Source organism: Thalassobacter sp. 16PALIMAR09, from assembly GCF_000765485.1.
GTDB classification, from domain to species: Bacteria; Pseudomonadota; Alphaproteobacteria; order Rhodobacterales; family Rhodobacteraceae; genus Thalassobacter; species Thalassobacter stenotrophicus.
On the sequence record NZ_JHAK01000002.1, the window covers coordinates 636,435 to 659,967 of the forward strand.

20 protein-coding genes are annotated in these 23,533 nt (G+C 60.4%); 8 read left to right on the forward strand and 12 right to left on the reverse strand.

Annotation, left to right across the window (positions count from 1 at the left end; genetic code table 11):
• The first annotated feature begins 62 nt into the window (after nt 1–62).
• Nucleotides 63–722, forward strand: a complete 660-nt coding sequence (gene parA / locus PM04_RS06985) for a ParA family partition ATPase (protein ID WP_038004917.1) — start codon at nt 63–65, stop codon at nt 720–722.
• A 6-nt stretch (nt 723–728) separates the two neighbouring features.
• Here parA and accC read toward each other — a convergent pair whose 3' ends face one another.
• The 11 genes from accC to PM04_RS07035 form a co-directional block, all read right to left on the reverse strand.
• Entirely contained in the window at nt 729–2,078 is a 1,350-nt protein-coding gene (gene accC / locus PM04_RS06990; protein WP_038004919.1) for an acetyl-CoA carboxylase biotin carboxylase subunit, read from the reverse strand.
• Between the two features lie 12 nt (nt 2,079–2,090).
• Nucleotides 2,091–2,582, reverse strand: coding sequence for an acetyl-CoA carboxylase biotin carboxyl carrier protein (accB, locus tag PM04_RS06995; RefSeq protein ID WP_038004922.1), 492 nt, complete (start codon nt 2,580–2,582; stop codon nt 2,091–2,093).
• A gap of 137 nt (nt 2,583–2,719) precedes the next feature.
• Nucleotides 2,720–3,259 (reverse strand): RSP_2648 family PIN domain-containing protein, encoded by a 540-nt coding sequence (locus tag PM04_RS07000; RefSeq protein ID WP_038004924.1) that lies wholly within the window; start codon nt 3,257–3,259, stop codon nt 2,720–2,722.
• A complete protein-coding gene (locus PM04_RS07005) occupies nt 3,256–4,449 on the reverse strand; it encodes an RSP_2647 family RNA methyltransferase (RefSeq protein WP_038004926.1) in 1,194 nt (397 codons plus the stop codon). Before PM04_RS07005 ends, PM04_RS07000 begins: the two co-directional genes overlap by 4 nt.
• A 38-nt stretch (nt 4,450–4,487) precedes the next feature.
• Nucleotides 4,488–4,631 carry an RSP_7527 family protein gene (locus tag PM04_RS17980; RefSeq protein WP_161785687.1) on the reverse strand — a complete coding sequence of 48 codons (144 nt, stop codon included), beginning with the start codon at nt 4,629–4,631 and terminating at the stop codon, nt 4,488–4,490.
• A gap of 175 nt (nt 4,632–4,806) precedes the next feature.
• Entirely contained in the window at nt 4,807–5,571 is a 765-nt protein-coding gene (locus tag PM04_RS07010) for an HpcH/HpaI aldolase/citrate lyase family protein (RefSeq protein ID WP_038004928.1), read from the reverse strand.
• A gap of 67 nt (nt 5,572–5,638) precedes the next feature.
• Nucleotides 5,639–6,832: a FliM/FliN family flagellar motor switch protein gene (locus PM04_RS07015; RefSeq protein ID WP_038009408.1), complete on the reverse strand. Its 1,194-nt coding sequence runs from the start codon at nt 6,830–6,832 to the stop codon at nt 5,639–5,641.
• An 83-nt stretch (nt 6,833–6,915) separates the two neighbouring features.
• Nucleotides 6,916–9,594, reverse strand: a complete 2,679-nt coding sequence (locus PM04_RS07020; RefSeq protein WP_038004933.1) for an ATP-binding protein — start codon at nt 9,592–9,594, stop codon at nt 6,916–6,918.
• 1 nt (nt 9,595) lies between these two features.
• The gene (locus tag PM04_RS07025; protein ID WP_052068236.1) at nt 9,596–9,901 is read right to left on the reverse strand and encodes a hypothetical protein; all 306 of its coding nucleotides are present in this window, start codon (nt 9,899–9,901) and stop codon (nt 9,596–9,598) included.
• Nucleotides 9,902–9,904: 3 nt separating this feature from the next.
• On the reverse strand, nt 9,905–10,279 hold the full coding sequence (locus PM04_RS07030; RefSeq protein ID WP_038004935.1) for a response regulator transcription factor: 375 nt from the start codon (nt 10,277–10,279) through the stop codon (nt 9,905–9,907).
• Between the two features lie 74 nt (nt 10,280–10,353).
• Nucleotides 10,354–11,682, reverse strand: a complete 1,329-nt coding sequence (locus PM04_RS07035) for a helix-turn-helix domain-containing protein (protein WP_052068237.1) — start codon at nt 11,680–11,682, stop codon at nt 10,354–10,356.
• A 238-nt stretch (nt 11,683–11,920) separates the two neighbouring features.
• Here PM04_RS07035 and PM04_RS07040 point away from each other — a divergent pair, with 238 nt between their 5' ends.
• From PM04_RS07040 to acs, 6 genes are all read left to right on the forward strand, one after another.
• On the forward strand, nt 11,921–13,267 hold the full coding sequence (locus PM04_RS07040) for a substrate-binding protein (protein ID WP_038004937.1): 1,347 nt from the start codon (nt 11,921–11,923) through the stop codon (nt 13,265–13,267).
• A gap of 109 nt (nt 13,268–13,376) precedes the next feature.
• Nucleotides 13,377–14,408, forward strand: coding sequence for a branched-chain amino acid ABC transporter permease (locus PM04_RS07045; protein ID WP_038004939.1), 1,032 nt, complete (start codon nt 13,377–13,379; stop codon nt 14,406–14,408).
• 130 nt (nt 14,409–14,538) lie between these two features.
• Nucleotides 14,539–15,729 (forward strand): branched-chain amino acid ABC transporter permease, encoded by a 1,191-nt coding sequence (locus PM04_RS07050; protein WP_038005242.1) that lies wholly within the window; start codon nt 14,539–14,541, stop codon nt 15,727–15,729.
• A 12-nt stretch (nt 15,730–15,741) separates the two neighbouring features.
• Complete coding sequence (locus tag PM04_RS07055; protein WP_038004942.1) at nt 15,742–16,503, forward strand: ABC transporter ATP-binding protein; 762 nt, start codon at nt 15,742–15,744, stop codon at nt 16,501–16,503.
• A gap of 12 nt (nt 16,504–16,515) precedes the next feature.
• On the forward strand, nt 16,516–17,271 hold the full coding sequence (locus tag PM04_RS07060; protein WP_038004944.1) for an ABC transporter ATP-binding protein: 756 nt from the start codon (nt 16,516–16,518) through the stop codon (nt 17,269–17,271).
• Nucleotides 17,272–17,353: 82 nt separating this feature from the next.
• On the forward strand, nt 17,354–19,312 hold the full coding sequence (gene acs, locus PM04_RS07065; RefSeq protein WP_038004946.1) for an acetate--CoA ligase: 1,959 nt from the start codon (nt 17,354–17,356) through the stop codon (nt 19,310–19,312).
• A 695-nt stretch (nt 19,313–20,007) separates the two neighbouring features.
• Here acs and PM04_RS07075 read toward each other — a convergent pair.
• The gene (locus tag PM04_RS07075) at nt 20,008–20,883 is read right to left on the reverse strand and encodes an NAD(P)-dependent oxidoreductase (RefSeq protein ID WP_038004950.1); all 876 of its coding nucleotides are present in this window, start codon (nt 20,881–20,883) and stop codon (nt 20,008–20,010) included.
• 74 nt (nt 20,884–20,957) lie between these two features.
• On the opposite strand from PM04_RS07075, the gene PM04_RS07080 reads away from it, so the two are divergent.
• On the forward strand, nt 20,958–23,417 hold the full coding sequence (locus tag PM04_RS07080) for a penicillin acylase family protein (RefSeq protein WP_038004952.1): 2,460 nt from the start codon (nt 20,958–20,960) through the stop codon (nt 23,415–23,417).
• Nucleotides 23,418–23,533: the final 116 nt, after the last annotated feature.

Here is a 23,533-nt window from a genome sequence, read left to right on the forward strand (position 1 = left end):
ACAGGGCGTGTCCCCACCTCCACCATGCCGCAACGCAGCATTTTGGGTTATGGGGAATCGACATGCCGGGTCAGGTCATCACAGTCGCACAGCAAAAGGGCGGTTCGGGCAAAACCACTTTGTCCGTCAATCTGGCCGTCTCTTTCGCACAAATGGGGCGCAAAGTGGCGGTGATCGATAGCGATGCTCAGGGCTCGCTTGGACGGTGGTTTATGACCCGGCTTGAACAAACGGGCGGTGAACCCGGCGTTGACTTCTCTACGGCCAGCGCGTGGGGCGTTGCCTATGAAGTCGACAAGTACCGCAAAACCCACGACGTCATCATCATCGACACGCCACCCAAGATTGACAGCGATATGCGGCCTGCGTTGCGTTCATCTTCGCTGGTCGTGGTGCCTATTGCGGCAAGTGAGGTCGATATGTGGGCCACCGAAGGTGTGCTGGAGCTAGCCGCGCGGGAGGGCAAAGTCGTGATGGCGGTGCTGAACCGGGCCAAGTCGGGCACACGCTTGGCCGCGAAAATGTTGGAACAATTGGGTGCACTAGACGTCGTCCCAGCAGCTACAGTGTTGGCCAATCGAGTGGTCTATGCTGAAAGCTTGGGCAAAGGGTTGGGCGTGGCCGAGGTCTCTCGGAATGCGCCTGCCACTGAGGAAATCAAGGCGTTGACCGCAGAGGTTGATGCCGCCCTTGGCGCGCTGGCCAAGCAGGCGGCAGAGTAACCCCGGCTAGCCGCCGAGGTTGGTTTCAAGCCACTTCTCCAGCCAGTGGATCGTGTAGTCACCGGTGTGGATATCTTTCTCTTCCAGCAGGGCATGGAACAGGGGCACTGTGGTGTCGATCCCGTCGATGATCAGCTCACCCAAAGCACGATGCAGACGCGCCAATGCTTCCGGGCGATCACGTCCGTGGACGATCAGCTTGCCAATGAGGCTGTCGTAATAGGGTGGAATTCTGTAGCCGTCATACAGCGCGGAGTCCATCCGTACACCCAAACCACCCGGCGCATGATACTGGGTGATCGTGCCAGGGCAGGGGGTGAAGTTTGGCAGCTTTTCCGCGTTGAGACGCACTTCAATGGAGTGCCCATTGATCTGAAGGTCTTCTTGCTGGAACGACATGTCGTAGCCTGCGGCCACACGGATCTGTTCGCGCACCAGATCGACACCAAAAATGGCCTCGGTCACAGGGTGTTCCACCTGCAAACGCGTGTTCATCTCGATGAAGAAGAACTCACCGTTTTCGTACAGGAACTCGATCGTGCCTGCACCCGCGTAGTTGATGCGGGCCACAGCCTCGGCGCAGGTGCGGCCAATTTCGGCGCGCTGCTCGGGCGTGATAGAGGGACCGGGGGCTTCCTCGAACACCTTTTGGTGGCGCCGCTGAAGCGAACAATCCCGCTCACCCAAATGTACCGCGCGGCCTTTGCCGTCGCCAAAAACCTGCACTTCGATGTGACGTGGCGTGCCGAGATATTTCTCGATGTACACCTCATCGTTGCCAAAAGCGGCCTTGCCCTCAGCGCGGGCGGTGCGGAAAGCGGTCTCAAGCTCTTCGGCCGTTTTGGCCAGCTTCATGCCACGGCCGCCGCCACCGGCGGTTGCCTTGATGATGACGGGGAAACCCATCTCATCGCACAGGGCTTGCGCCGTCTCAAAGTCAGGCACGCCACCATCCGAGCCAGGCACGCAAGGCACGCCTAGCGCCTTCATCGTGTCCTTGGCCGTGATCTTGTCGCCCATGATGCGAATGTGCTCGGCCGTGGGGCCGATGAACGCGATGCCATGGTCCTCAAGCGCCTGAACAAAGCTCGCGTTCTCGCTCATAAAGCCATAGCCGGGATGGATCGCCTCTGCGCCGGTGATTTCACAGGCCGAAATGATCGCGGGCACGGACAGGTAGCTGTCTGTGCTAGAGGCGGGTCCGATACAAATGGATTCGTCGGCCATGCGCACGTGCATCGCATCAGCGTCCGCCGTGGAGTGGACCGCAACAGTCGCCACGCCCATTTCACGGGCCGCACGGATGACGCGCAGGGCGATTTCGCCGCGGTTGGCGATCAGGATTTTCTTGAACATGCCGGATGTCCCTTATTCGAGGATCACGAGCGGTGCGCCAAACTCAACGGCCGCGCCGTCCTCGATCAGGATGCGTTTCACCTTGCCCGCTTTGGGCGAGGGGATCTGGTTCATTGTTTTCATCGCCTCAACGATCAAAAGCGTTTGGCCCTCGGACACGGTGTCGCCGACGGAAATAAAGGCAGATGCGCCGGGTTCGGGCGACAGATACGCCGTGCCAACGATGGGCGATGTGACGGCGCCGGGGTCTTGGGCTGGATCTGCGGGGGCAGAAACCGGGGCAGCTGCGGGGGCGGCCGGTGCGCTGGCAGTAGGGGCTGCTGCCGCGGGGGCAGCGGCGACTGCTGCAACAGGTGCGGCCATCATCTGGCGGCTCACACGAACGTTGAGGCTGTCGTCCTCTGCATAGTCGCGCTTTACCTGAAGCTCGGTCAGGTCATTCTCCCGCAAAAGCTCGGCCAGGGCCTTGATAAAGGCTACGTCGCTGTCATGTGTCTTGGTCATGTTGGATGCTCCTCGCGGTGGGCCGCGCTTTTTGCCTATTCGCTTTTCTATACGTCAGCTATCCATGGGTGAAAACCCAAGGACAGCGCGTTATTTCCCCTGATTTGCTGCCTTTTTACACCGGGGGCAAGGGAAACTCACGCCAAAGCTTTGCCCAAGCGGTGTAGACGTGCGCGCTTGAGCAGGGTGCGGCGGTCTAGGGCCGTTCCTTCAAGGCGCGATGCCTCTGCGTGGACGCGGGCCACGGCGCGCTCCACCCCATCCGGCTGCGCGAGCCATAGATCGTATAGGAAGGCATCTGGCGTTTCGCGGGAGATACCCTCAGCAAACAGGTCTGCGCGGGGAAAGTCTTTGATATTCAGCGTAATAAGAGTGTCGGCATGTCCGTCGATGGCGGCGGCAAGCACGTGGATGTCATTGGGGTCAGGCAGCCAAAGCCGTGCCTCGGTGCCTGTATGAACCCGGATGCTGGCCTTTGGAAAGCGCGCCGCAAGAAGAGCGATTTCCGCGCGGGCCTGCGCCTCACCCGTTGGGCCGATTTTGCGGGCCGCGCGTGCCCATTCCTCTAGGATACGCGCGGACCAAAGCGGCTCAAACTGGGTTTCCTCTGCCGCGGCGAGCAATATTTCGCGCAAGACCGTGGGGAAGAGTACGCAAGCGTCCAGCAGGATCTTCATGGGCAATGGAACGCGAGCGCCTTGAGATAGCCGGTTTCTGCCAATTGTGGATGCATTGGGTGATCAGGGCCGGCAAAGCCGGTGTAGATCAGTGCGCCGGGACGGCCCGCCCGCCCCATGCCGCGGACACATGCGGCCCGAAACTTCGACAACTCCGCCGCGTGCGAGCAGGAACACAGGATCAGATAACCACCCGGCGCGACGAGCGATGCGGCCAATTTCGCCACTCGCTCATAGGCGCGCAGGCCTGTTGCAAGGGCCTGTTTTGACGGGGCAAAGGCGGGCGGGTCGGCGACAACAAGGTCGAATGTTTCGCCAGCAGCACTGAGTTCGGTCATGACGTCAAACGCATCACCGCGCCGCGTGCTAAAGGCATCCGCGCGGCCCATGGCGTCCGCGCCCTCTTCGGCGAGTGCAAGCGCGGGGGCAGACCCGTCCACCGCAAGCGCGGATTGAGCACCGCCTGCAAGGGCCGCCAAGCCAAACCCGCCGACGTGGGAAAACACGTCCAGCACCCGGCCACCCGGCGCAAGGCGCGCGGCAAAGGCGTGGTTGGGGCGTTGGTCGTAGAACAGACCCGTCTTTTGGCCACCAATAAGGTCGGCCATGTAGGTCGCGCCGTTCATTGGTACGGCAACTTTGCCGGGGGGCGTGCCTAGCAACGGGCCGTTCACGTCGTCCAATCCTTCGGTCACGCGTGCCCGACCTTGGGCGTTCTTAAACACCGATGTGCAACCCGTGACCTGTGCAAGGACATTGGCCAGAAGCATGCAGTTCGCCTCGGCCCAAGCGGTGTTGGGCTGAATGACCAGTGTGTCATGGAAGCGGTCGACAATAACACCGGGCAGGCCGTCGGCTTCGGCGTGGATCAGGCGATAGTAAGGGGCGTCGAACAAGCGGCTGCGCAGCGCAAAGGCCTGCGCAATCTTGGCTTGTACCCATGTGGCGTCAATCTGCGCCTCGGGGTTCAGGTCCAGAACGCGCGCAACAATGCGTGTGCCCGGATTTGCGGTGACCAGCGCGAGGGGATTGCGTTCGGCGTCCTCTAGCAGGGCTAGGGCGCCCGGCACCACATTGCGGCTGCGGCGATCAAGGACGATGTCATCGCCGTAAACCCAAGGGAATCCATGACGAATACGCTTGGCATCAGCTTTGGGTTTGAGGCGGAGTGTGGGGAGTTGTGTATCCATGGCCCCGCCTAGCAAGCGGCGGGGCATTGGAAAAGGCTTTAGTGCGCTGTTTGGCGACCGAATACGACGGTTCCGCTGCGTACAAAGGCGACAACTGCCTTCAGGAAGGAACGCAGAGCCTCGGCACGCAGGCGGCGGGCTTCACGTTCGATTTCGATGTGGTTGATTTCAAAGCTGTTCATTTGATGTCTCCGAGCGGGCGCGGGGAGGGAGGAAGGGAGGAGGAGACGCGCCCGTTGATGCACCCAAAATGGGGCTAAACTCGGATTGCGAGTAGATATGAAAATGGAAAAGCCGGGTTGCAGTGGGCGCAAACCGGCTTTTTTGAGCTATGTTAGCGATCACATTGCATATTTCTTAGTCGAGGGTGTGAATGCCCTCAGCCGTTTGCCGCGCGCCCGAGAGCATCCAGGCGTGTTCCGATGCGACAAAGAACATCGAAAACCCAAAGCGACGCCAGTCTTGGGCTTGGGCCGTCGTCGGGACCCACGTCATGTAGGTCTTGCCATGGGCGGCACAGGCGGCCCCGACTTGGGTCATGGCCTCTTGGAGTTCTGGGGATGTGGTATCGGTTTTGCCATAAGCGACCGATAGGTCCGCAGGCCCCACAAACAAGCCATCGATGCCTTCAATGGCCGCAATGTCAGCGGCAGCGTCGACGCCCTCAGGTTCTTCGATCTGGGCGATTACGATGGTTTCTTCCCGCGATTGAGCCAACAATTCGGGCATTTTGCGCGTGGCGTACCCGGCCCATCGGGTTGAGCCTGCGTATCCCCGTCCACCGTGGCCAAAACGGGCGGCTTTGGCGATTGCGCGGGCTTTTTCGACGCTATCGACATGGGGCACGACTATGCCTGTGGCCCCTAAATCCAGCGCGTTGAGGATGTCTGAGGGAGAGGCGGATGGCACCCGGATCAGGATTGGCACGCCAAGCGCGCGGGCCACGGCGATGCAGGCATCCGTGCCGCTGCGGTCAAACGGGGCGTGTTCTGCGTCAAGGCAGATAAAGTCGAGGCCCGCGTGGGCGAGCACCTCAATGATCACGTGGTGGGGTGTTTTTAGGAACGTGCCGGCAAGCATCTGTCCCTCGGCCATAGCCGTGCGTAGCGATTTGGTTGTCATGGAGCCTCCCTCAGACGTTGCGCGATCCTATGCGTGTTGGATCGGGGGTGTAAACGGGCGGCTTTCTTTATTCGATGGCGGGCAGGTCCGGTAAAGCGGGAAGAGGGGGCAGGTCGGGCAAACCACCATCCGGTCCGTCGAGCGGCGGCAAGTCAGGCAGCGGTGGCATATTGCCCGCCTCAGGCGAAAGCGGGGGCAGATCGGGCAGTTCAGGCGGGGCGCCAATGTCGGGCATATCTGGCGCGCTGGTGGGAGGCGCCAAAGCAGGTGCCGCCGCTATTGGAGTAGATGTGTCAAATACGGCGTTGCTGCCCGCAGGTTGACCAGCATCTGCTGCAGGCCCCGCTAGTGACAAGCGCACCGCGCGCATCCCATTTTGTTGGCCCAGCTTGCCAGAAAGAGAATGCCCTGGACCCGCGCCCATAACCTCAAGCGCGCCCAATGCGCCGCGTGAAATCGGCAGCGTATCGCCGGGCTTTAGGGATTGGAGGCGGCTCAGCGGGACGGAAAACCGGGTGAGTGTGACGCGCAATTCTACGGGCGCGTCGGAAACGGCGGCCTGTATGTCGGCGGCCCAGACCGGATCAGGTGCGGAAGCGGGGGCTTTGCTGGGGGGGGCACCCGTGGTCGCCGCCCCGGCCGGCGATGATGGTTGCACTGCGGCGGCAATCGCGGGCAATGCCAGCCACACCTTTGCGCGTTTGGCTCCGTTGCCCAGCTCAACCGTGACGCATTGCAGGCGGTAGTCGCCTTCGCCTAGCATAAGCGGCAGCGGTGTTGGATCGGGCACATAGGTGCCGTATTTAAACCCACGCGCCCAACGGGCATCCGCGACCGTGGCCACGCGGGTCGCAAAATCTGTTAGGACCGTTTCGACAAAATCGCGGGTCAGTGCGGCGTCAATACGGGTCGTTTCGCGCGCCGCACGGGTGGTTTTGTCCACGCGACCCATGGTTTGCACCTCAATAAGCGCATCGACCAACTCGGGGCTGAAACAGATCAATCCGCGACTATCGCCGGGACCATCAGCCAGCGTGAACAATGCCACCTCGGGCAATTGGCTCAACAGTTCGGACTGGTCCACGCGGGTGGAGTCCTGTTCTCGCACGGTGAGTTCCAGCCCCGGCAACCCCTCACCGGATTTGGTCAACGCCTGAACCAGCGCCTTTTCCGGCGACATACCGCGCGGAGGCGGAGGCGGACCCGGACGGGCCCCGGCCTTGCGGCGCAAAACAGGAAGAGGTGACATATCCTCGGACATAAATGGCCTTCGCAGCAAAAAAAGCTTTGCCCCGTTATGCTGCCAACAAAGTTAATTTTCCGTTCTTGCCGCGCAGAAAAAACCTATTGCGCGGCCACACTTGGCGCGTTGGCTTGGGCGCGCGGCAGTGTGACCCGGAAGGCGGCGCCTTGCTGGCCCGGCAGGTAGTCAATATTGCCGCCCAAACGGCCCATGACTTCCCGACAAATCGCAAGGCCAAGGCCCGCGCTGCCCGCCGAGGCATGGTCGGTCAGACGCGCAAATTTTTCAAAAATCACGCCACGAGATCGCGCCGGGATACCACCGCCATTGTCAATGAAATCAACGGTCACGCGGGTTTTGGTCCGGCGGACCTTGATCGCCAGCTCGGGCGCCTCTGCATCACAGTATTTACAGGCATTCGTGATCAGATTGATGAACACCTGAGACAGCCGATCCGCGTCAGTGTGCAGGCTGACATCCTCACGATCTGGATCCCGAATGATCGTTAATTTACCCTTTGTTAAGGACGAAGACGCGTTTACGGCGCGCTCCAATACTTCATGCAGGGATAGGGTCGCCTCGTTCAGGACGACCTGACCGTTTTCCAACACGCTGAGATCTAGCAAATCATCCAAAAGTCGGGTCAAGCGCTGGCTCTCATCCCGGATGATGCCGGAATAATTCTGTCGCTCCTCACTGGCGAGATCGTCGATCATCAAAATCTCAGAAAACGCTCGAATGGACGTCATCGGGGTGCGCAACTCGTGGCTAACTTGGCTGAGAAACGCGTCCTTCTGGATCGAAAGCTCCGTCAGCTTGGTGTTGGCTTCGCGCAGCTTGCGGGCGGTGCGGGTCAGCTCTTCGGATTGGGTCTCGAGCCGCGCGGAGTATTCCATAATTTGCGCCGCCTCATCCGCCACGGCCAGCAGGTCGTCCACGGATACGGTTGCGCCATCGGTCAGCTGGCCCACCATCGCGTGGGAGGTCGCGGTGCCGACCGATCCGGACAATTCACGTTCCAAAGTTTCAATGAAATCTGGCGTTGGATCAGGCAGATAGCCACTTTTTCCCTGCGCGCTGGCCTCGGTTTGGAACAGGCTTTGCGCTTGTTCGGTGCCCAAGATGCGCTGGGCCATGATCAACAGTTCTTCGGCGCCCGCGGTTCCCCCCTTCCAACCTCGTGGCGCGGTGGAGCGGTCAAACACGTTGATGAATTGTGCGCCCTGCCAACGTTCCAACGGTGTCGGGAATGACAGCAGCGATAGCGCGCAAAACGCGATGGTGTTGGCGCCGATCGACAGGATTAGGGTCGAAAGTAGGGGGTCCGTCTCATTGATGCCAAAAAGCCCCTCGGGCCGCAGCCATGCAATCCCAAACGGCCCCTCCGCGAACAAGGCCACCGGTAAAAGCGTGCCCTGAAACACCGGCAACAGCATGGTATAGCCCCAAATCGCGAAGCCGATAGAGATACCAGCCGCCGCGCCAATCCGCGTGGCCCCACGCCAAAACAAGCCCCCCAAAAGCGCGGGCAACACTTGGGCAAGGCCCGCAAACGCGATCAGCCCGATGGAGGCCAGCGCCTCATTCCCGCCGTTCAAGCGGTAATAGATGTAGCCCATGCCCAAAACGGCTGCGATAGACGCGCGCCGGGCCACCAGAACCACGTAGCGGACATCGCCCGAAACCGTCGCGCCCTCCGCCTTGGTCGCGAGCCACAGGGGCATGACTATGTGGTTCGATAGCATCGTCGCAAGCGCCACAGAGGCCACAATCACCATCGATGTCGCCGATGAAAACCCGCCGAGAAAGGCCAGCATCGCCAAGGTATCCTCGCCCAGGGCCAGTGGGATGGTCAGCACGAATAGGTCGGGATTGGAGCCTTCGGGCAAGATTTCGAGGCCGACAACCGCGATCGGCACCACAAAGATCGACATCCCCAAAAGGTAGAGCGGAAAGGCCCAGCTTGCGATGGCGAGGTGCCGCTCGTCCGAGGCTTCGACCACCATGACCTGAAACATGCGCGGCAGGCAAATGATCGCCGCGGCCGATAGCATTGTAAGCCCGACCCAGCGCCCGGAGGATGACGTCCAATCGGCCATGGGGGAGGCCGCGACACGCTCTAGTATATCTTGCGGGCCAGAGGCGACGCCCCACACCACAAAGCCACCAACCGCCAAGAGTGCTGCCAGCTTAACGACGGCCTCTACGGCGATGGCAGACACGATGCCGTCATGACGTTCATTCGCGTCCAGACTGCGGGTGCCAAAGATGATGGTGAACAGTGCGAGGCCAACCGCAACGTAGAGCCCGATTGCCTCCGCATCGCGGTTAGCGCCGTCGGCAAACACCGTGAAGGATAGGGTAACAGACTGCAATTGAAGCGAAATATAGGGCGTTGTGCCCACCACCGCGAGAACCGTCACCAACACGGCCAGCCCGTTAGATTTGCCATACCGGGCCGAAATTAAGTCAGCGATGGATGTGACGCGCTGGCTTTTGCCCACGCGCACGATTTTGCGCAATAGCCACCACCAGCCGACGAATACCAGCGTCGGGCCAAGGTAGATCGTGATGAACTCCAGCCCCGACCGCGCCGCTGATCCGACCGCCCCGTAAAACGTCCACGCGGTGCAATAGATCGACAGCGACAAAGTATAGACGAGCGGTGAGCGCAGCACCCGCAACTGGCCGCGCGCAGCCGCCCTCTCTGCCGCGAATGCCACCACGAACAGAAGCGCCACATAGGCCAGTGAGACGGCTATCAGGCTGTTGAGTGACATTTTAGTCGTCGCGCGGCGCGTCGTTTGGGCCGCCTTGCATATTTTCCGCCGTTAACTTGCGCGCCAAAAGGAACGCGAGCCCGATCAAAAACAGCCATGCAGCAAGGAAATAGACCAACCATGGGGCCGTCGCTCCTTGGGCCGCGCGTTCGTCCGACAAAATCAGGTCAGGAAACAGCAAAAGGATCGCGCCAAGGATCGGTAGCAGTCGGGCCGCGTCTGCGATCCGGTTACGGCGATACACATCGCGCCCCAAAAACAACGGCTGCTGAGGGGGCTTGAACGGTGGGCCCGGCAGCTCAGCCATGGGTCATGCCTTTTGCCCGACCAACGCCTCAACCGCTTCAAGCACGGCTTGGTTGGCAAAGGGTTTGGTCATGAATTGCGTCACACCCAAGGCCTCTGCGCGGGCGCGGTCCTTGGTCTGGCCTTTGGCCGTCAGCATCAACACCGGCACGTCGTGCCCCGCGTCTTGCGCGCGAATGTCCGCCAAGATGTCAAAGCCAGAGCGCCCCGGCAGCATCACATCCAGCACGATCACGTCGGGCCGTTCGCGGGCCACGGCCTCCATCGCGTTAGCGCCATCGGAATGGGTCTGCACGCGCCAGCCAGCGCGTTGCAGGATAAAGCTGATTGCGACGATGATATTGGGCTCATCTTCGATCAGGAGAACCGTTTTGGTCATGGTGCCGTCCCTTGCACAAAGCGCTTATTTTTTTATTCGCTTTTGCACAACTTTGCCGTGTTTTTGATCTCGTGTCAAAAGGCGGTGTCAGCCTTGGGGTGATCTGGCACAGGTGTCAGCAAAGATGGCTCGCGGCGAGCGGTGCAATTGGTGCGCGCACAAACGCGGCATGTGACACCCACAGCCAAGGGCCGCGTGACGGGCAAGCTCTTGGCGGGCATCCGTTGGATCAGCATCGTTGCGTGCAACACGTCGGGCGTGCCGGGGCGCGGTCGCGTGGCGGGCAGGGCGATTGCGGTTGCGTCAAATACGGCACCATCCGGTAGGGTCAGGCGGCTCTGCACGGGGTAATGCGGGCGCGCAAGGCTTTGATATAGTGGCCATAATGGGCAACCGGCTGTCACCAGCGGTAGGGCAAACCCTGAAATCGGGCGGCGATATCGCGCGGCCCCCGCACTGTCGATGACCAGCAGGCCGATGTCGGCGGTCTCGGCGGCGTCGGGGGGCAGGGCCGCAAGCCGCCGCATGAGGCAATCAAGCGGAACGCTCAACTCTTCGGCCAAAACCAAGGGGTCGACGCCTATGTCTAGGATCGCGTCACGCAGAATTTGCATCGGCAATTGGCGGGCATCATGCAGGTATTGCAAAAGTGCCGTGCGGACCATTGTGCGGGCATTTGCATCTTCTGGCGCCTCTGCGCACAGCGCTTCCACGTCCGTCTCGGACCCCGTTTCTAGTGTTGGGAAATGGTGCTGCGCAGAATCGAGGAAGGCTGACGCCACCTCTGTCGGGGCAAGAAACCCAGGCCCTCGCCGCGCCTGTGTCTCAAAGTAAGAGACCATAGCCTCTGCGCCATCGGCCAGCCTGCGGCTGTCTTCGTCAAGGTTGGTGTGGAACCGGCCCAGCCAGTTGGGGTCAATCTCGGGGGTAGAGGCAAGGATCGATGCGGTTGAGCGCACGGCCGATACTGTGGACAGTACCTCGTGCATGGCTTCGGCCAATGCGGGATCGTGGGTCAACCGGTCGTTCAACGCATCGACCGACCGTTCCAGCGCGGCGATCTGTTCTGCCTGATTGGCAATCAACCCCGCCCAACTGGGAAAGCCGCGAATAAGCCCTTCGGCTTGGGTCAGTGCGTCCTCATTTAGGCCTGTTGCCGCGCCTGCGGCGGTCACGGTTTCAAGCAGGGCCTGATCTGCGCCTTGCATTAGTTCGGTGTAGTCTACGTCTAAATGCGTGGCGATATCCGCAAGCAGCTTTCCCGCGATCCGCCGCTTGTTGTGTTCTATCAAGTTGAGATAGGAAGCGGATATTCCCGCCGCACGCGCCAAATCCGCCTGCCGCATGCGCAATGCAAGGCGGCGTTCACGGATGCGGGTGCCGGTTAGCTCAGATCTGGCCATGTTAGGATCACTCAATTATCGCGTGTTTTCAGACACTTTCTGCGGGTGCAAGAAAACCGATTTACACATTCTTCACATGCATTGTGTATATATTTACAAAAAAGTCTATGCGTCAAAGGCACTTATTGCTTATTTTTCGATTCCACCCCGATACTGGTAGCGCCTTGTAAACCAAGCGCGCGGCTCAGAGCCTTGGAGGAGGACCTCTTTGCCGGTATATCAAATAGGGAGGGACTTCATGTCCAAATCTAACTTTACACGCCGTGGCGTGCTGAGAACTGGTGCCGTGGGCGGCGCTGGTCTGGCTCTGCCAACCATTTTCACCTCCGGTGCGTCTGCTTTCACAAACGAACCTACAGGCGGCACGGTTACTCTGGGCTTTAACGTCCCACAAACCGGCCCCTACGCGGATGAGGGTGCAGACGAACTGCGCGCATTCGAACTGGCTGTTGAGCATCTGAACGGCACCGGCGCCGACAGCGGCATGCTGGACACCTTCAGCTCCAAAGCTCTCAAGGGCAACGGCATCCTCGGCAAGAAAGTCGAGTACGTCACAGGCGACACGCAAACCAAATCCGACGCCGCACGCGCATCCGCACGTTCGATGATCGAAAAAGACGGCGCTGTCATGGTATCGGGCGGCTCGTCCTCCGGTGTGGCTGTGGCTGTGCAGGCGCTGTGCCAAGAGGCTGGCGTTATCTTCATGGCGGGTCTGACCCACTCCAACGACACGACCGGTAAAGACCGCCGTGCCAACGGTTTCCGTCACTTCTTCAACTCCTACATGTCCGGTGCTGCACTGGCCCCCGTGCTCGAAGCTCGCTACGGCTCCGACCGGAACGCCTATCACCTGACCGCGGACTACAACTGGGGTTACACCACAGAAGAAGCCGTCCGCTCGTCCACTGAAGCCATGGGCTGGAACACGGTCAACGCCGTGAAAACACCCCTGACCGCGACTGACTTCTCGGCCTACATCACGCCGATCCTCCAGTCCGACGCAGACGTTCTGGTTCTGAACCACTACGGCGGCAACATGGTGAACTCGCTCACAAACGCCGTTCAGTTCGGCCTGCGTGACCGGATCGTCAACGGCAAGAACTTCGAAATCGTTGTGCCTCTGTACTCGCGCCTGATGGCGAAGGGTGCTGGTGCCAACGTTAAGGGTATCTTCGGTTCTACAAACTGGCACTGGTCGCTGCAGGATGCAGGCTCGCAAGCCTTCGTTCGCTCGTTCGGCACCAAGTACGGCTTCCCCCCCTCGCAGGCGGCGCACACATGCTACGTGCAAACGCTTCTGTATGCGGATGCCGTGGAGCGCGCAGGCTCGTTCAACCCATGTGCGGTTGTCGAAGCTCTGGAAGACTTCGAGTTCGACGGTCTGGGCAACGGCAAAACGCTGTACCGCGGCGACGATCACCAGTGCTTCAAAGACGTGCTGGTCGTGAAGGGTAAAGAGAACCCAACATCCGAGTTCGACCTTCTCGAAATCGTCGAAGTCACACCCGTCGAGCAAGTTACATACGCACCCGATCACCCGCAGTTTGCGGGCGGCGAACTGGGCACGTGTAACCCCGGCGCATAAGCCTGACGAATCCAGTGCGGGCTCGCCCCCGCGCTGGACTTCATCACCCGCGGCCCATCCGACATGGGCCGCGGGCTCTGACACTCTGCAACTGCGAAGGGTGGGACCGATGGAAGCCATTATCCTCCAAATTCTCAATGGGCTCGACAAGGGCTCTGCCTATGCGCTGATCGCGATGGGCCTGACACTCATTTTCGGCACGCTCGGCGTTGTGAACTTTGCCCACGGGGCGCTGTTCATGGTTGGCGCGTTCTGTGCCGTCACTCTGAGCCGTATCCTCACGCTCAGCCACGAGGTGGTCGACCCCACCCGCACCGACTTTTTGGGCAATCCGCTCAAGGTTGACGTGCCCTACGCCTACGATTGGTTTGGTCAAGCCACGGGTGATGCGATTATCGACTGGGCGGTGCCGCTGTCGATCCTGTTCGCGGTCCCTGTGATGATCATCATCGGTGTGGTGATGGAACGCGGGTTGATCAAACACTTCTACAAACGCCCCCACGCGGACCAAATCCTCGTGACGTTTGGCCTCGCCATCGTTCTCCAAGAAGTCATCAAATACTTCTACGGCGCGAACCCAATCCCAACACCCGCCCCGCAAGCCTTTGCCAGCTCGATGGACATGGGTGCGGCTCTTGGCTTTGAAGCCGGGCAGATCATCTATCCGATCTGGCGCTTGGTGTATTTCGTCTTTGCCGCAATCGTCATCGGCTGCGTGTTTGCCTTCCTGCAGTTCACCACCTTCGGGATGGTTGTCCGGGCCGGTATGGCCGACCGCGAAACTGTTGGCCTTTTGGGCATCAACATCGACAAACGCTTTACGATTATGTTCGGCATCGCCGCCGCCGTGGCTGGTCTTGCGGGTGTGATGTACACGCCGATCACGTCTCCCAACTATCACATGGGCATGGACTTCCTGGTTCTCAGCTTTGTGGTTGTTGTTGTGGGCGGCATGGGCTCGCTGCCCGGTGCGGTTCTGGCGGGCTTCCTGCTGGGTGTGATCGAAGCCTTTGCTTCGCTGCCCCAAGTGCTCGACGTTCTGCCGGGCCTCAACCAGATCATCATCTTCCTTGTGGCGATCGTGATCCTGCTGACCCGTCCCCGGGGCCTTATGGGCCGCAAGGGCGTGATGGAGGAATAAGAGCCATGACGAACGCAATGTACACATTCATCTCTATCTCGGAAGGAGCGGTGCAATGACCGACCAGACCGAACAGCACGCCACCTCTGCGGCCCCTGCTGCAAGTTCCGCGACCCAATCCAGCACCAAGGTGCTGGGCCTCGGCCCCAAAGACTTCAAACTGATGTTCTTGGTTGTCGTCTTGACTATGGCCGCACCCTTCTTGCTGAACCCCTTCCCCGAAGGCTCAGCGATGGCGCAGTTCAACGCAGGCTACCCTGACTTGATGCAGCGTTTTGTGATCTTTGGCATCTTTGCCATTGGCTTTAACATCCTGTTTGGTCTCACCGGCTACCTCAGCTTTGGCCACGCCGCGTTTTTGGGTGTGGGGTCCTATGCGGGCATCTGGATGATGAAACTGCTGACCATGAACGTGATCCCCGCCATCGTGGTGTCGGTCGCAGTGGCTGGTGTGTTTGCCTTGATCGTGGGGTATATCTCTCTGCGGCGCTCGGGCATCTACTTCTCGATCCTAACTCTCGCGTTTGCGCAAATGTCCTACTCGCTGGCCTACTCGGTGCTGACACCGATCACCGGCGGTGAGACTGGCCTCCAGCCCAAAGTGGCTGACCCGCGTATCCTTGATGGCGCACTCGAGGCAGGTGCCTCCCCACGTGCGAACCTTTTCGGGCTCGAAATGGGCGCAGGTTTTGAATGGGAAGTCGGCAACTGGTTGTTCACCTTCAATGCAGGCTACTACGTGGCCGCTGTTGTGATGCTGGTGGCATTCTACCTGTCGATCCGCATCTTCCGCTCTCCCTTTGGCATGATGCTGCGCGCGGTTAAATCCAACCAGCAACGCCTGAGCTATACGGGCCTCAGCCCCAAACCCTACACGCTGGCAGCTTTTGTGATTTCCGGCATGTATGCGGGTCTTGCGGGTGGTCTGTTGGTGGCGATGGACACTCAGGTGGGTGCAGAGCGTATGTTCTGGACAGCCTCCGGTGAGGTGGTTCTGATGACCATCCTTGGCGGTGCGGGCACGTTGATTGGTCCCGTCCTGGGCGCTGGCTTGATCAAGTACATGGAAAACATCCTGTCCAAGATCAACAAAGACATCCTGCACGAATGGTTCTTCTTCCTGCCCGACGGCTTTGAGAACCTGATGGTTGAACTGGTCTATCCGTTCATCGGCAAAGGGTGGCACCTCACGCTTGGCATTATCTTTATGCTCGTCGTGATCTTCCTCCCCGGTGGCCTCGTTGAAGGCGGCCAGAAAATCGCCGGTATGTTCAAGCGTGACAAAGACGCTGACGCTTCCAAAGCCACCCCCGCAGAATAAGGAGATACACCAATGGGTATTCTTGAAGTCAAAGGGGTGAACAAACGGTTCGGCGGCCTTCAGGCGCTGGGCGATGTGAACCTCTCCATTGCGGACAATGTCTGCCATGCGATCATCGGGCCGAACGGTGCGGGCAAGTCCACGCTGCTGAACTGCCTCGTGGGTAAGCTGATCCCCGACACCGGGTCCGTCAGCTTTAAGGGCAACTCGGTGCTGGGGCGTTCCCCGCATGAGATCAACCAGATGGGGATTTCCCGCGTGTTTCAGACACCCGAAATCTTCGGTGATCTGAGTGTGCTCGAGAACATGATGATCCCGTGTTTCGCCAAGCGCGACGGCTATTTCAAACTCAACGCCATCTCCGATGTGATGGCGCAGCGCGATATGGTCGAAAAAGCGGAGCACATGCTCGAAGAGATGAACATGGCCAACAAAAAGGACATGATGGCATCTTCCATGTCGCGCGGTGACAAACGTCGCCTCGAGATCGGCATGTGTCTGGCCCAAGAACCGTCGCTGCTGTTGCTGGATGAACCAACCGCCGGTATGGCGCGCGCGGACACCAACAACACGATTGACCTGCTCAAGCAGATCAAGGACGAGCGCGACATCACCATCGCCATCATTGAGCACGATATGCACGTTGTGTTCAGCCTTGCGGACCGGATCACCGTTCTGGCCCAAGGCACGCCGCTGGTCGAAGACACGCCGGAAAACATCAAGGGTCACCCCAAGGTGCGCGAAGCGTATCTTGGTGAGAACTCTGGCCACTAGGAGGGCGATTTCATGAACGTCAAACCCGATTTCACGAAAAACGCCAACGCGGCGACCACCGCTCCGGCCTTCTTTTCCGTCTATGATCTGCACGCCTACTACGGCGAAAGCTATATCGTTCAAGGCATCAGCTTTAACGTCCACGAAGGCGAGATCCTCGCGCTTTTGGGGCGGAACGGTGCGGGCAAAACCTCGACCCTGCGGGCCTGTTCGCGGGTTGGCAGCCCCGAGGTGCGCCGCGGCGAGATCTGGCTTGATCACCAGCCGCTGCACCTGATGGAAAGCTATCAGGCGTCGGCTGCGGGCCTTGGCCTCGTGCCCGAGGATCGTCGGATCATTCCGGGCCTCACGGTGGAAGAAAACCTGCAACTGGCCCAAATCGCACCTCCCATCGGGTGGTCGATTGAGCGGATCTACGACCTGTTCCCCCGTCTGGGTGAACGTCGCAAGCAAGAAGGCGTGACCCTCTCGGGTGGTGAGCAACAGATGCTCTCGATCGCCCGCGCGCTGGCCCGCGACATCAAGGTGCTGCTTCTGGACGAACCCTATGAGGGCCTCGCCCCCGTGATCGTGGATGAGATCGAAAAGACCCTCATGCACATCAAGGAACAGGGCATGACGACCATTCTGGTGGAACAGAACGCGGTCCGCGCGCTGGAACTGGCAGACCGGGCCGTGATCCTCGACACCGGTGGCATCGTCTTTGACGGCCTCGCCTCCGAGGTTCTAGCCGATGAAGCCCTGCGAGCCGAATACCTCGCCATCTAAGGCACACAATTTAAAATCCCTCGTAAGGCGCGCCAAACGGCGCGCCTTACCTCCGTTTCCCACATCATAATCGGAGAAACCGATGAGCGATAAGACCTATCCCCCCAGTGCAGAATTTGCGGCCAACGCCCACGCCGATGCCGCGACGTATGAGGCAATGTACACCGCCTCCGTCACAGACCCCGAGGCCTTTTGGGGCGAGCACGGCAAACGGATCGACTGGATCAAGCCCTACACCAAGGTAAAAAACACCCGCTACGATTTTGGCGATGTGGACATCAAATGGTACGAGGACGGCACGCTCAACGTTTCGGCCAACTGCATCGACCGCCATGCGGCGGCGACCCCCGATAAAACCGCCATTATCTTTGAGCCCGACGAACCCACCGAGCCCGCGCGCCATATCTCCTACCGGGAGCTGTTGGAGCAGACCTCGCGGATGGCCAATGTGCTCAAGGGGTTGGGCGTGGGCAAAGGCGACCGCGTTGTCCTGTACCTGCCCATGATCCCAGAGGCCGCTTATGCAATGCTGGCCTGCGCGCGGATCGGCGCGGTACATTCCATCGTCTTCGCGGGCTTTTCGCCCGATGCCTTGGGTGCACGGATCAACGGATGTAACGCCAAGGTCGTGATCACCGCCGACGAAGCCCCTCGGGGCGGGCGGAAAACACCGCTCAAGACCAACACGGACAAAGCGTTGCTGCACGGCAATGACGGCGTGAAATGCCTGGTGGTCAAGCGCACAGGTGGCCAGACCACATGGATTGATGGTCGCGATTTCGACTACAATGCGCTGGCCGCTGAGGCCTCGACCTACTGCACCCCCGCTGAGATGAACGCCGAAGACCCGCTGTTCATTCTGTATACATCCGGCTCAACCGGTCAGCCAAAGGGCGTCGTGCATTCCTCCGGTGGGTACCTCGTGTTTGCGGCGATGACGCATCAATACACCTTCGATTACCATGAGAATGACGTCTTTTGGTGCACCGCGGACGTAGGCTGGGTCACGGGCCACAGCTACATCGTGTACGGCCCCCTCGCGAATGGGGCGACGACCCTGATGTTCGAAGGCGTGCCAACCTATCCCGACGCGGGCCGGTTCTGGGCCGTGTGCGAAAAGCACAAAGTGAACCAGTTCTATACCGCGCCGACCGCACTGCGCGCGTTGATGGGGCAGGGTAATGAATGGGTCGTGAAGTACGACCTTTCCTCGCTCAAACTGCTCGGGACAGTGGGCGAGCCGATCAACCCAGAGGCTTGGAATTGGTACAACGACGTGGTGGGCGGCGGGCGTTGCCCGATTGTCGACACGTGGTGGCAGACGGAAACTGGCGGCCACCTTCTGACGCCATTGCCCGGCGCGACGGCGACCAAACCTGGCTCGGCCACACGGCCGTTCTTTGGGGTGCAGCCCGTGGTGTTGGAGCCGACAAGCGGCGAAGAGATCACGGACACAGCCGCCGAGGGCGTGTTGTGCCTGCGCGACAGTTGGCCCGGCCAAATGCGCACCGTCTGGGGTGATCATGAGCGGTTCATGAAAACCTACTTCTCGGACTACAAAGGCTACTACTTCACCGGTGATGGCTGCCGCCGCGACGCGGATGGGTATTACTGGATCACGGGCCGTGTGGATGACGTGATCAACGTGTCCGGCCACCGTATGGGCACGGCTGAGGTTGAAAGCGCGCTGGTGGCCCATGAAACCGTCGCAGAGGCTGCCGTGGTCGGCTATCCACACGACGTCAAAGGGCAGGGCATCTATGCCTATGTCACGTTAATGGCAGGGGTCGAGGCGACTGAGGAGCTGCGCAAAGAGCTGGAGAAATGGGTTCGGACCGAGATCGGCCCGATTGCGAAGCCCGATCTGATCCAGTGGGCGCCGGGCTTGCCCAAGACACGCTCGGGCAAGATCATGCGCCGGATCCTGCGCAAGATCGCCGAAGATGATTTCGGCGCCTTGGGGGATACATCGACGCTGGCTGATCCGTCCGTTGTGGACGATCTGATCGAAAACCGCATGAACCGCGCGGCGGCAGAATAGGTTTGATCTAAAGGAAAGCCCCGCCATTGGCGGGGCTTACATCTTTGACATGATTTGGCCTCAGCACGACCTTTGAGCGTGCAAATCCAAGGTCGCTCTTGGTCCGTGCCGACCATCTTCCAAGATGGCCCATTTGACAGGTTCAAAACCCCGTTGCTAACTTCACAAAACTTGTGACCTAATTTTTTTAGTGGAGTTTTGTGATGCGTATTGTTGCGTTTGTTTTACCTTTTGTTTTGCTTGGATGTGACGTGGCCTAGGAAATCGCGCCAACCTCGACACAGCTTTCGACACCAGCCGAGTTTGCGCCTCTTTTGGGCAAGCGTTTGGAATTAAATGAAAACGACCATCTCATTTTGAATGCCGATGGAAGTCTTTCGGGAGAATTCGGTGGTGCGGTGACGCGCGGCACATGGGTTGTTCGCGACGGTTTTTGGTGCCGTGAATTGAGCGCGGGGCCGCGCGGACCTTCCCCTGAGGATTGCCAGCTGTGGGCCCAAGAGGGCAGCTCCATTAACGTGACCCGAGATCAGGGGCGCGGCGGATCGTTTGTCTATGAAATCAGCTAGCGATGGCTGGGTCAGAGGGAAAATGGCCCTTTTGTGGAGCCATTTTCATTCGTCATTGCGCCGGGCCTTTGGCCCGTCGCGATGGGCGCTGCGCGCCATTGAGTATTTTTAAAACAAAGGAGCCTTTTAGGCCTGGAGTGCGCGCAAGCGTTTGATGAGGCTTGAGGTGTCCCACCGGCCGCCGCCCATGTTTTGGACGTCTTTGTAGTATTGATCGATCATGGCCGTGCCCGGCAGCGGTGCGCCGATGTTGTTGGCCTCATCGAGGCAGATGCCGAGGTCCTTGCGCATCCAATCGACGGCGAAGCCGAAATCGTATGTGTCATCGAGCATGGTCGCGTGGCGGTTGAGCATTTGCCAGCTGCCTGCCGCGCCGCCTTTGATCACATCGACAACCGCGCGTCCGTCTAGGCCGGATTTTTCCGCAAATAGCATCGCTTCGGACAAGCCTTGGAGGAGGCCTGCGATTGCGATTTGGTTGACCATCTTGGTCAGCTGACCCGCGCCTGTTTCGCCCATACGAGCGCAGGCACCTGCGTAGGCGTCGATGACCGGAGCGGCTTGGTCATAGGCGTCTTGGTCGCCCCCGCACATGACGCTGAGCACGCCGTTTTCGGCGCCGGCCTGTCCGCCGGACACAGGCGCATCAATGAAGCTGATGCCGTGGTCTTTGGCCGCCGCGTACAGCGTGCGCGTGATATCGGCGGAGACTGTCGTGTGATCGACGAATACGGTGCCTGCAGCCATCGCCCCCAGTGCGCCATCTTCCCCTAGGCACACGCTGCGCAGGTCATCATCGTTGCCCACGCAAGACATCACAAAATCCGCGCCCTTTGCGGCCGCCGCCGGTGTTGTGGCCATCGCGCCACCATGTTCTGCGACCCAAGCCTCTGCCTTGGCAGTGGTGCGGTTGTAGACGGTCACGGTGTGCCCGGCCTTTACCAAATGCCCGGCCATCGGATACCCCATGACCCCCAAGCCCAGAAATGTGACGTTCGCCATGGTGTGCTCCCTTTGCAAATAGCGTTCCTAGCCGTTACGTAACGGGATGAGCGTGGCCGTCAACGGGGACAAGTATGGGCGAGGTGTTTCGGTGGACGGTGCGTGGCATTGGGGTCGTGTTTGCTTTGGCGGCTTTGGGGCTGTTTTTGGGCTATCTTCTCGCGGCGCGGTCGCTGCCTGAGTACGATAAGCGGCTGCGTGTTGCGGGGCTTGAGGCACGGGTCGAGATCGTACGCAACACCCACAACGTGCCTCACATTTTGGGCGAGACCTCTGAGGCCAGCTATTTTGGCTTGGGCTACGTGCACGCGCAGGACCGGCTGTGGCAGATGATGCTGATGCGGCGCACGGCGCAGGGCCGTCTGTCTGAGCTGTTTGGCGCGGAAACCCTGCGCACGGATGAATTGCTGCGGCGGCTGGACCTGTATGGTGCGGCCAGACGTGCGATCCCCGCGCAGGACCCTGAGACGATGGCTATGCTGGAGGCCTATGCCGCCGGGGTGAATGCCCGCATTCAACAGGTCAACGATGAGGCCTTGGGCCGTGGCGCGCCGGAATATTTTCTGTTTCCGCCCCAGATCGCGCCTTGGCGGCCGACCGATAGCCTTGCCGTTCTCAAGATCATGGCCCTGCAATTGGCCGGACACATGGAGGAGGAGATCGCGCGGGCCCGTGCCGGCCTCGTACTGCCGGCGGAGCGGTTGGTGGACCTGCATCCGGATGCGCCGGGGGGCGGGCGTGCCGTCCTGCCTGAGATCAGCACATTGTTCCCCACGCTTGAGCCGACGCAAATCGCCCGCTCGGACCGGCCCGCCTTGTGGCCGGCACCTTCGCGCAACATGGCGGGGGCCTCTAACGCTTGGGCGGCCACCCCCGCCCGCGCGGCCAAAGGGGGCACGCTGCTGGCCAATGACCCCCACCTTGGGCTGAGCGCGCCGTCCATCTGGTACCTTGCACGGCTTGAGCTTGCGACGGGCGGCGTGATCGGCGGCACCGTGCCGGGGATGCCGCTGGTGCTGGTCGGTCGCTCGGAACAGATCGGCTGGGGCCTGACCTCGGCCTATCTTGATGACCAAGACGTGTTCATCGAACGCCTGAACCCCGACAACCCGTTTCAATATCGCACCCCTGACGGCTGGAAGGATTTCGAAGTCCGCGAGAGTATTATTCAGGTCAAGGATGCGGACCCCGTGACCATCACCCTGCGCTGGACCGACAATGGGCCGGTTCTGACGCGCGGGCAGTTCGATCTGGGCAGTGTCACGCCGCAGGGGCACGTTGCGGCCTTGGGTTGGACCGCACTTGCCGATGCCGACACTTCGATGCGCGGCGCGCGTGAAATCATGGCCGCCAGCACGATTGATCAGGCACTTGAGGCGGGCCGCTATCACGTGGCACCGGCGCAAAACCTGACGGTCGTCGATGGACGCCGCGTGGCAATGCAGATCATCGGGCACCAGCCCCAGCGTGACATCAACCACCAAAGCCAAGGGCGCATCCCCGCCCCAGGCTGGGAGCCGCGCAACCGCTGGCAGGGCACTATGCCCTACGCAATGAACCCCCGCTTTGTGGACCCCGCAGGCGGCATCGTGGGCAACACCAACAACAAAACCGTGGATCAACCCTTTCCCCGCCACATCAGCCACTGGTGGGGCGACACCCAACGCGTCCAACGCTGGGAACGGTTGATGCAGGCACGCGTCGCCCACACCCGCGAAAGCTTTATCGAAGCGCAGCTAGACCCCGTCAGTATCTCGGCCCGGGCACTTTTGCCGCTGATCGGGCGGGACCTTTGGTTCACCGGTGAGGCCGCCGCCGCCGACACCCCCGAACGCACGCGCCACGATGCCCTGACGCTTTTGGCAGCATGGAACGGTGAGATGTCCGAACATTTGCCCGAGCCGCTGATCTATGCCGCATGGGTGCGCCACCTTCAGGATCGCCTGATCCGCGATGAACTGGGCCCATTGGCTGACGATTACACCCATGTTGAGCCTTTGTTCATCGAGCGGGTCTACCGCAACGCCCAAGGGGCGGCGGCGTGGTGCGATGTGATCCAATCCACTCCCCTTGAGACCTGCGCAGACATGGCGCGGATTTCGCTGGATGAGGCGCTGATCTGGCTGACGGAACGCTACGGTCGCACGCCCGCCAGTTGGCGCTGGGGCGACGCCCATGAGGCCCGCCATGACCACCCCGTGTTGGGCGAGGTGCCGGGCCTGTCGATGGTGGTCAACATCCGTCAATCAACCTCGGGCGGGGACAATACGCTGATGCGCGGGCTGACTTCGGGCGAGGACCCCGATCCGTTCACGAACGTCCATGCCGGGGCCTATCGCGGGGTCTATGACTTTTCGGATCCTGAAAGCTCTGTCTTTATCATCTCAACCGGGCAAAGCGGGCATCCGCTGTCGCGGCACTACGATGATCTGGGAGAGCTGTGGCGGCGCGGCGAATACATCCCGATGACGCTAGATCCCGCATTGGCGCGGGCGGGCGCGGTGGGCGTTACGGTGCTTGAGCCTGCGCGCTAGGCCGCACAGGGCATTAGCGGCGGGCGGGGCTATGGCCACAAGATATGGAGCTCACCATCGGTATCTCGTGGTTAACAAATCACTAATATGGTGTGAAAATCGTTAATTATAAGTAA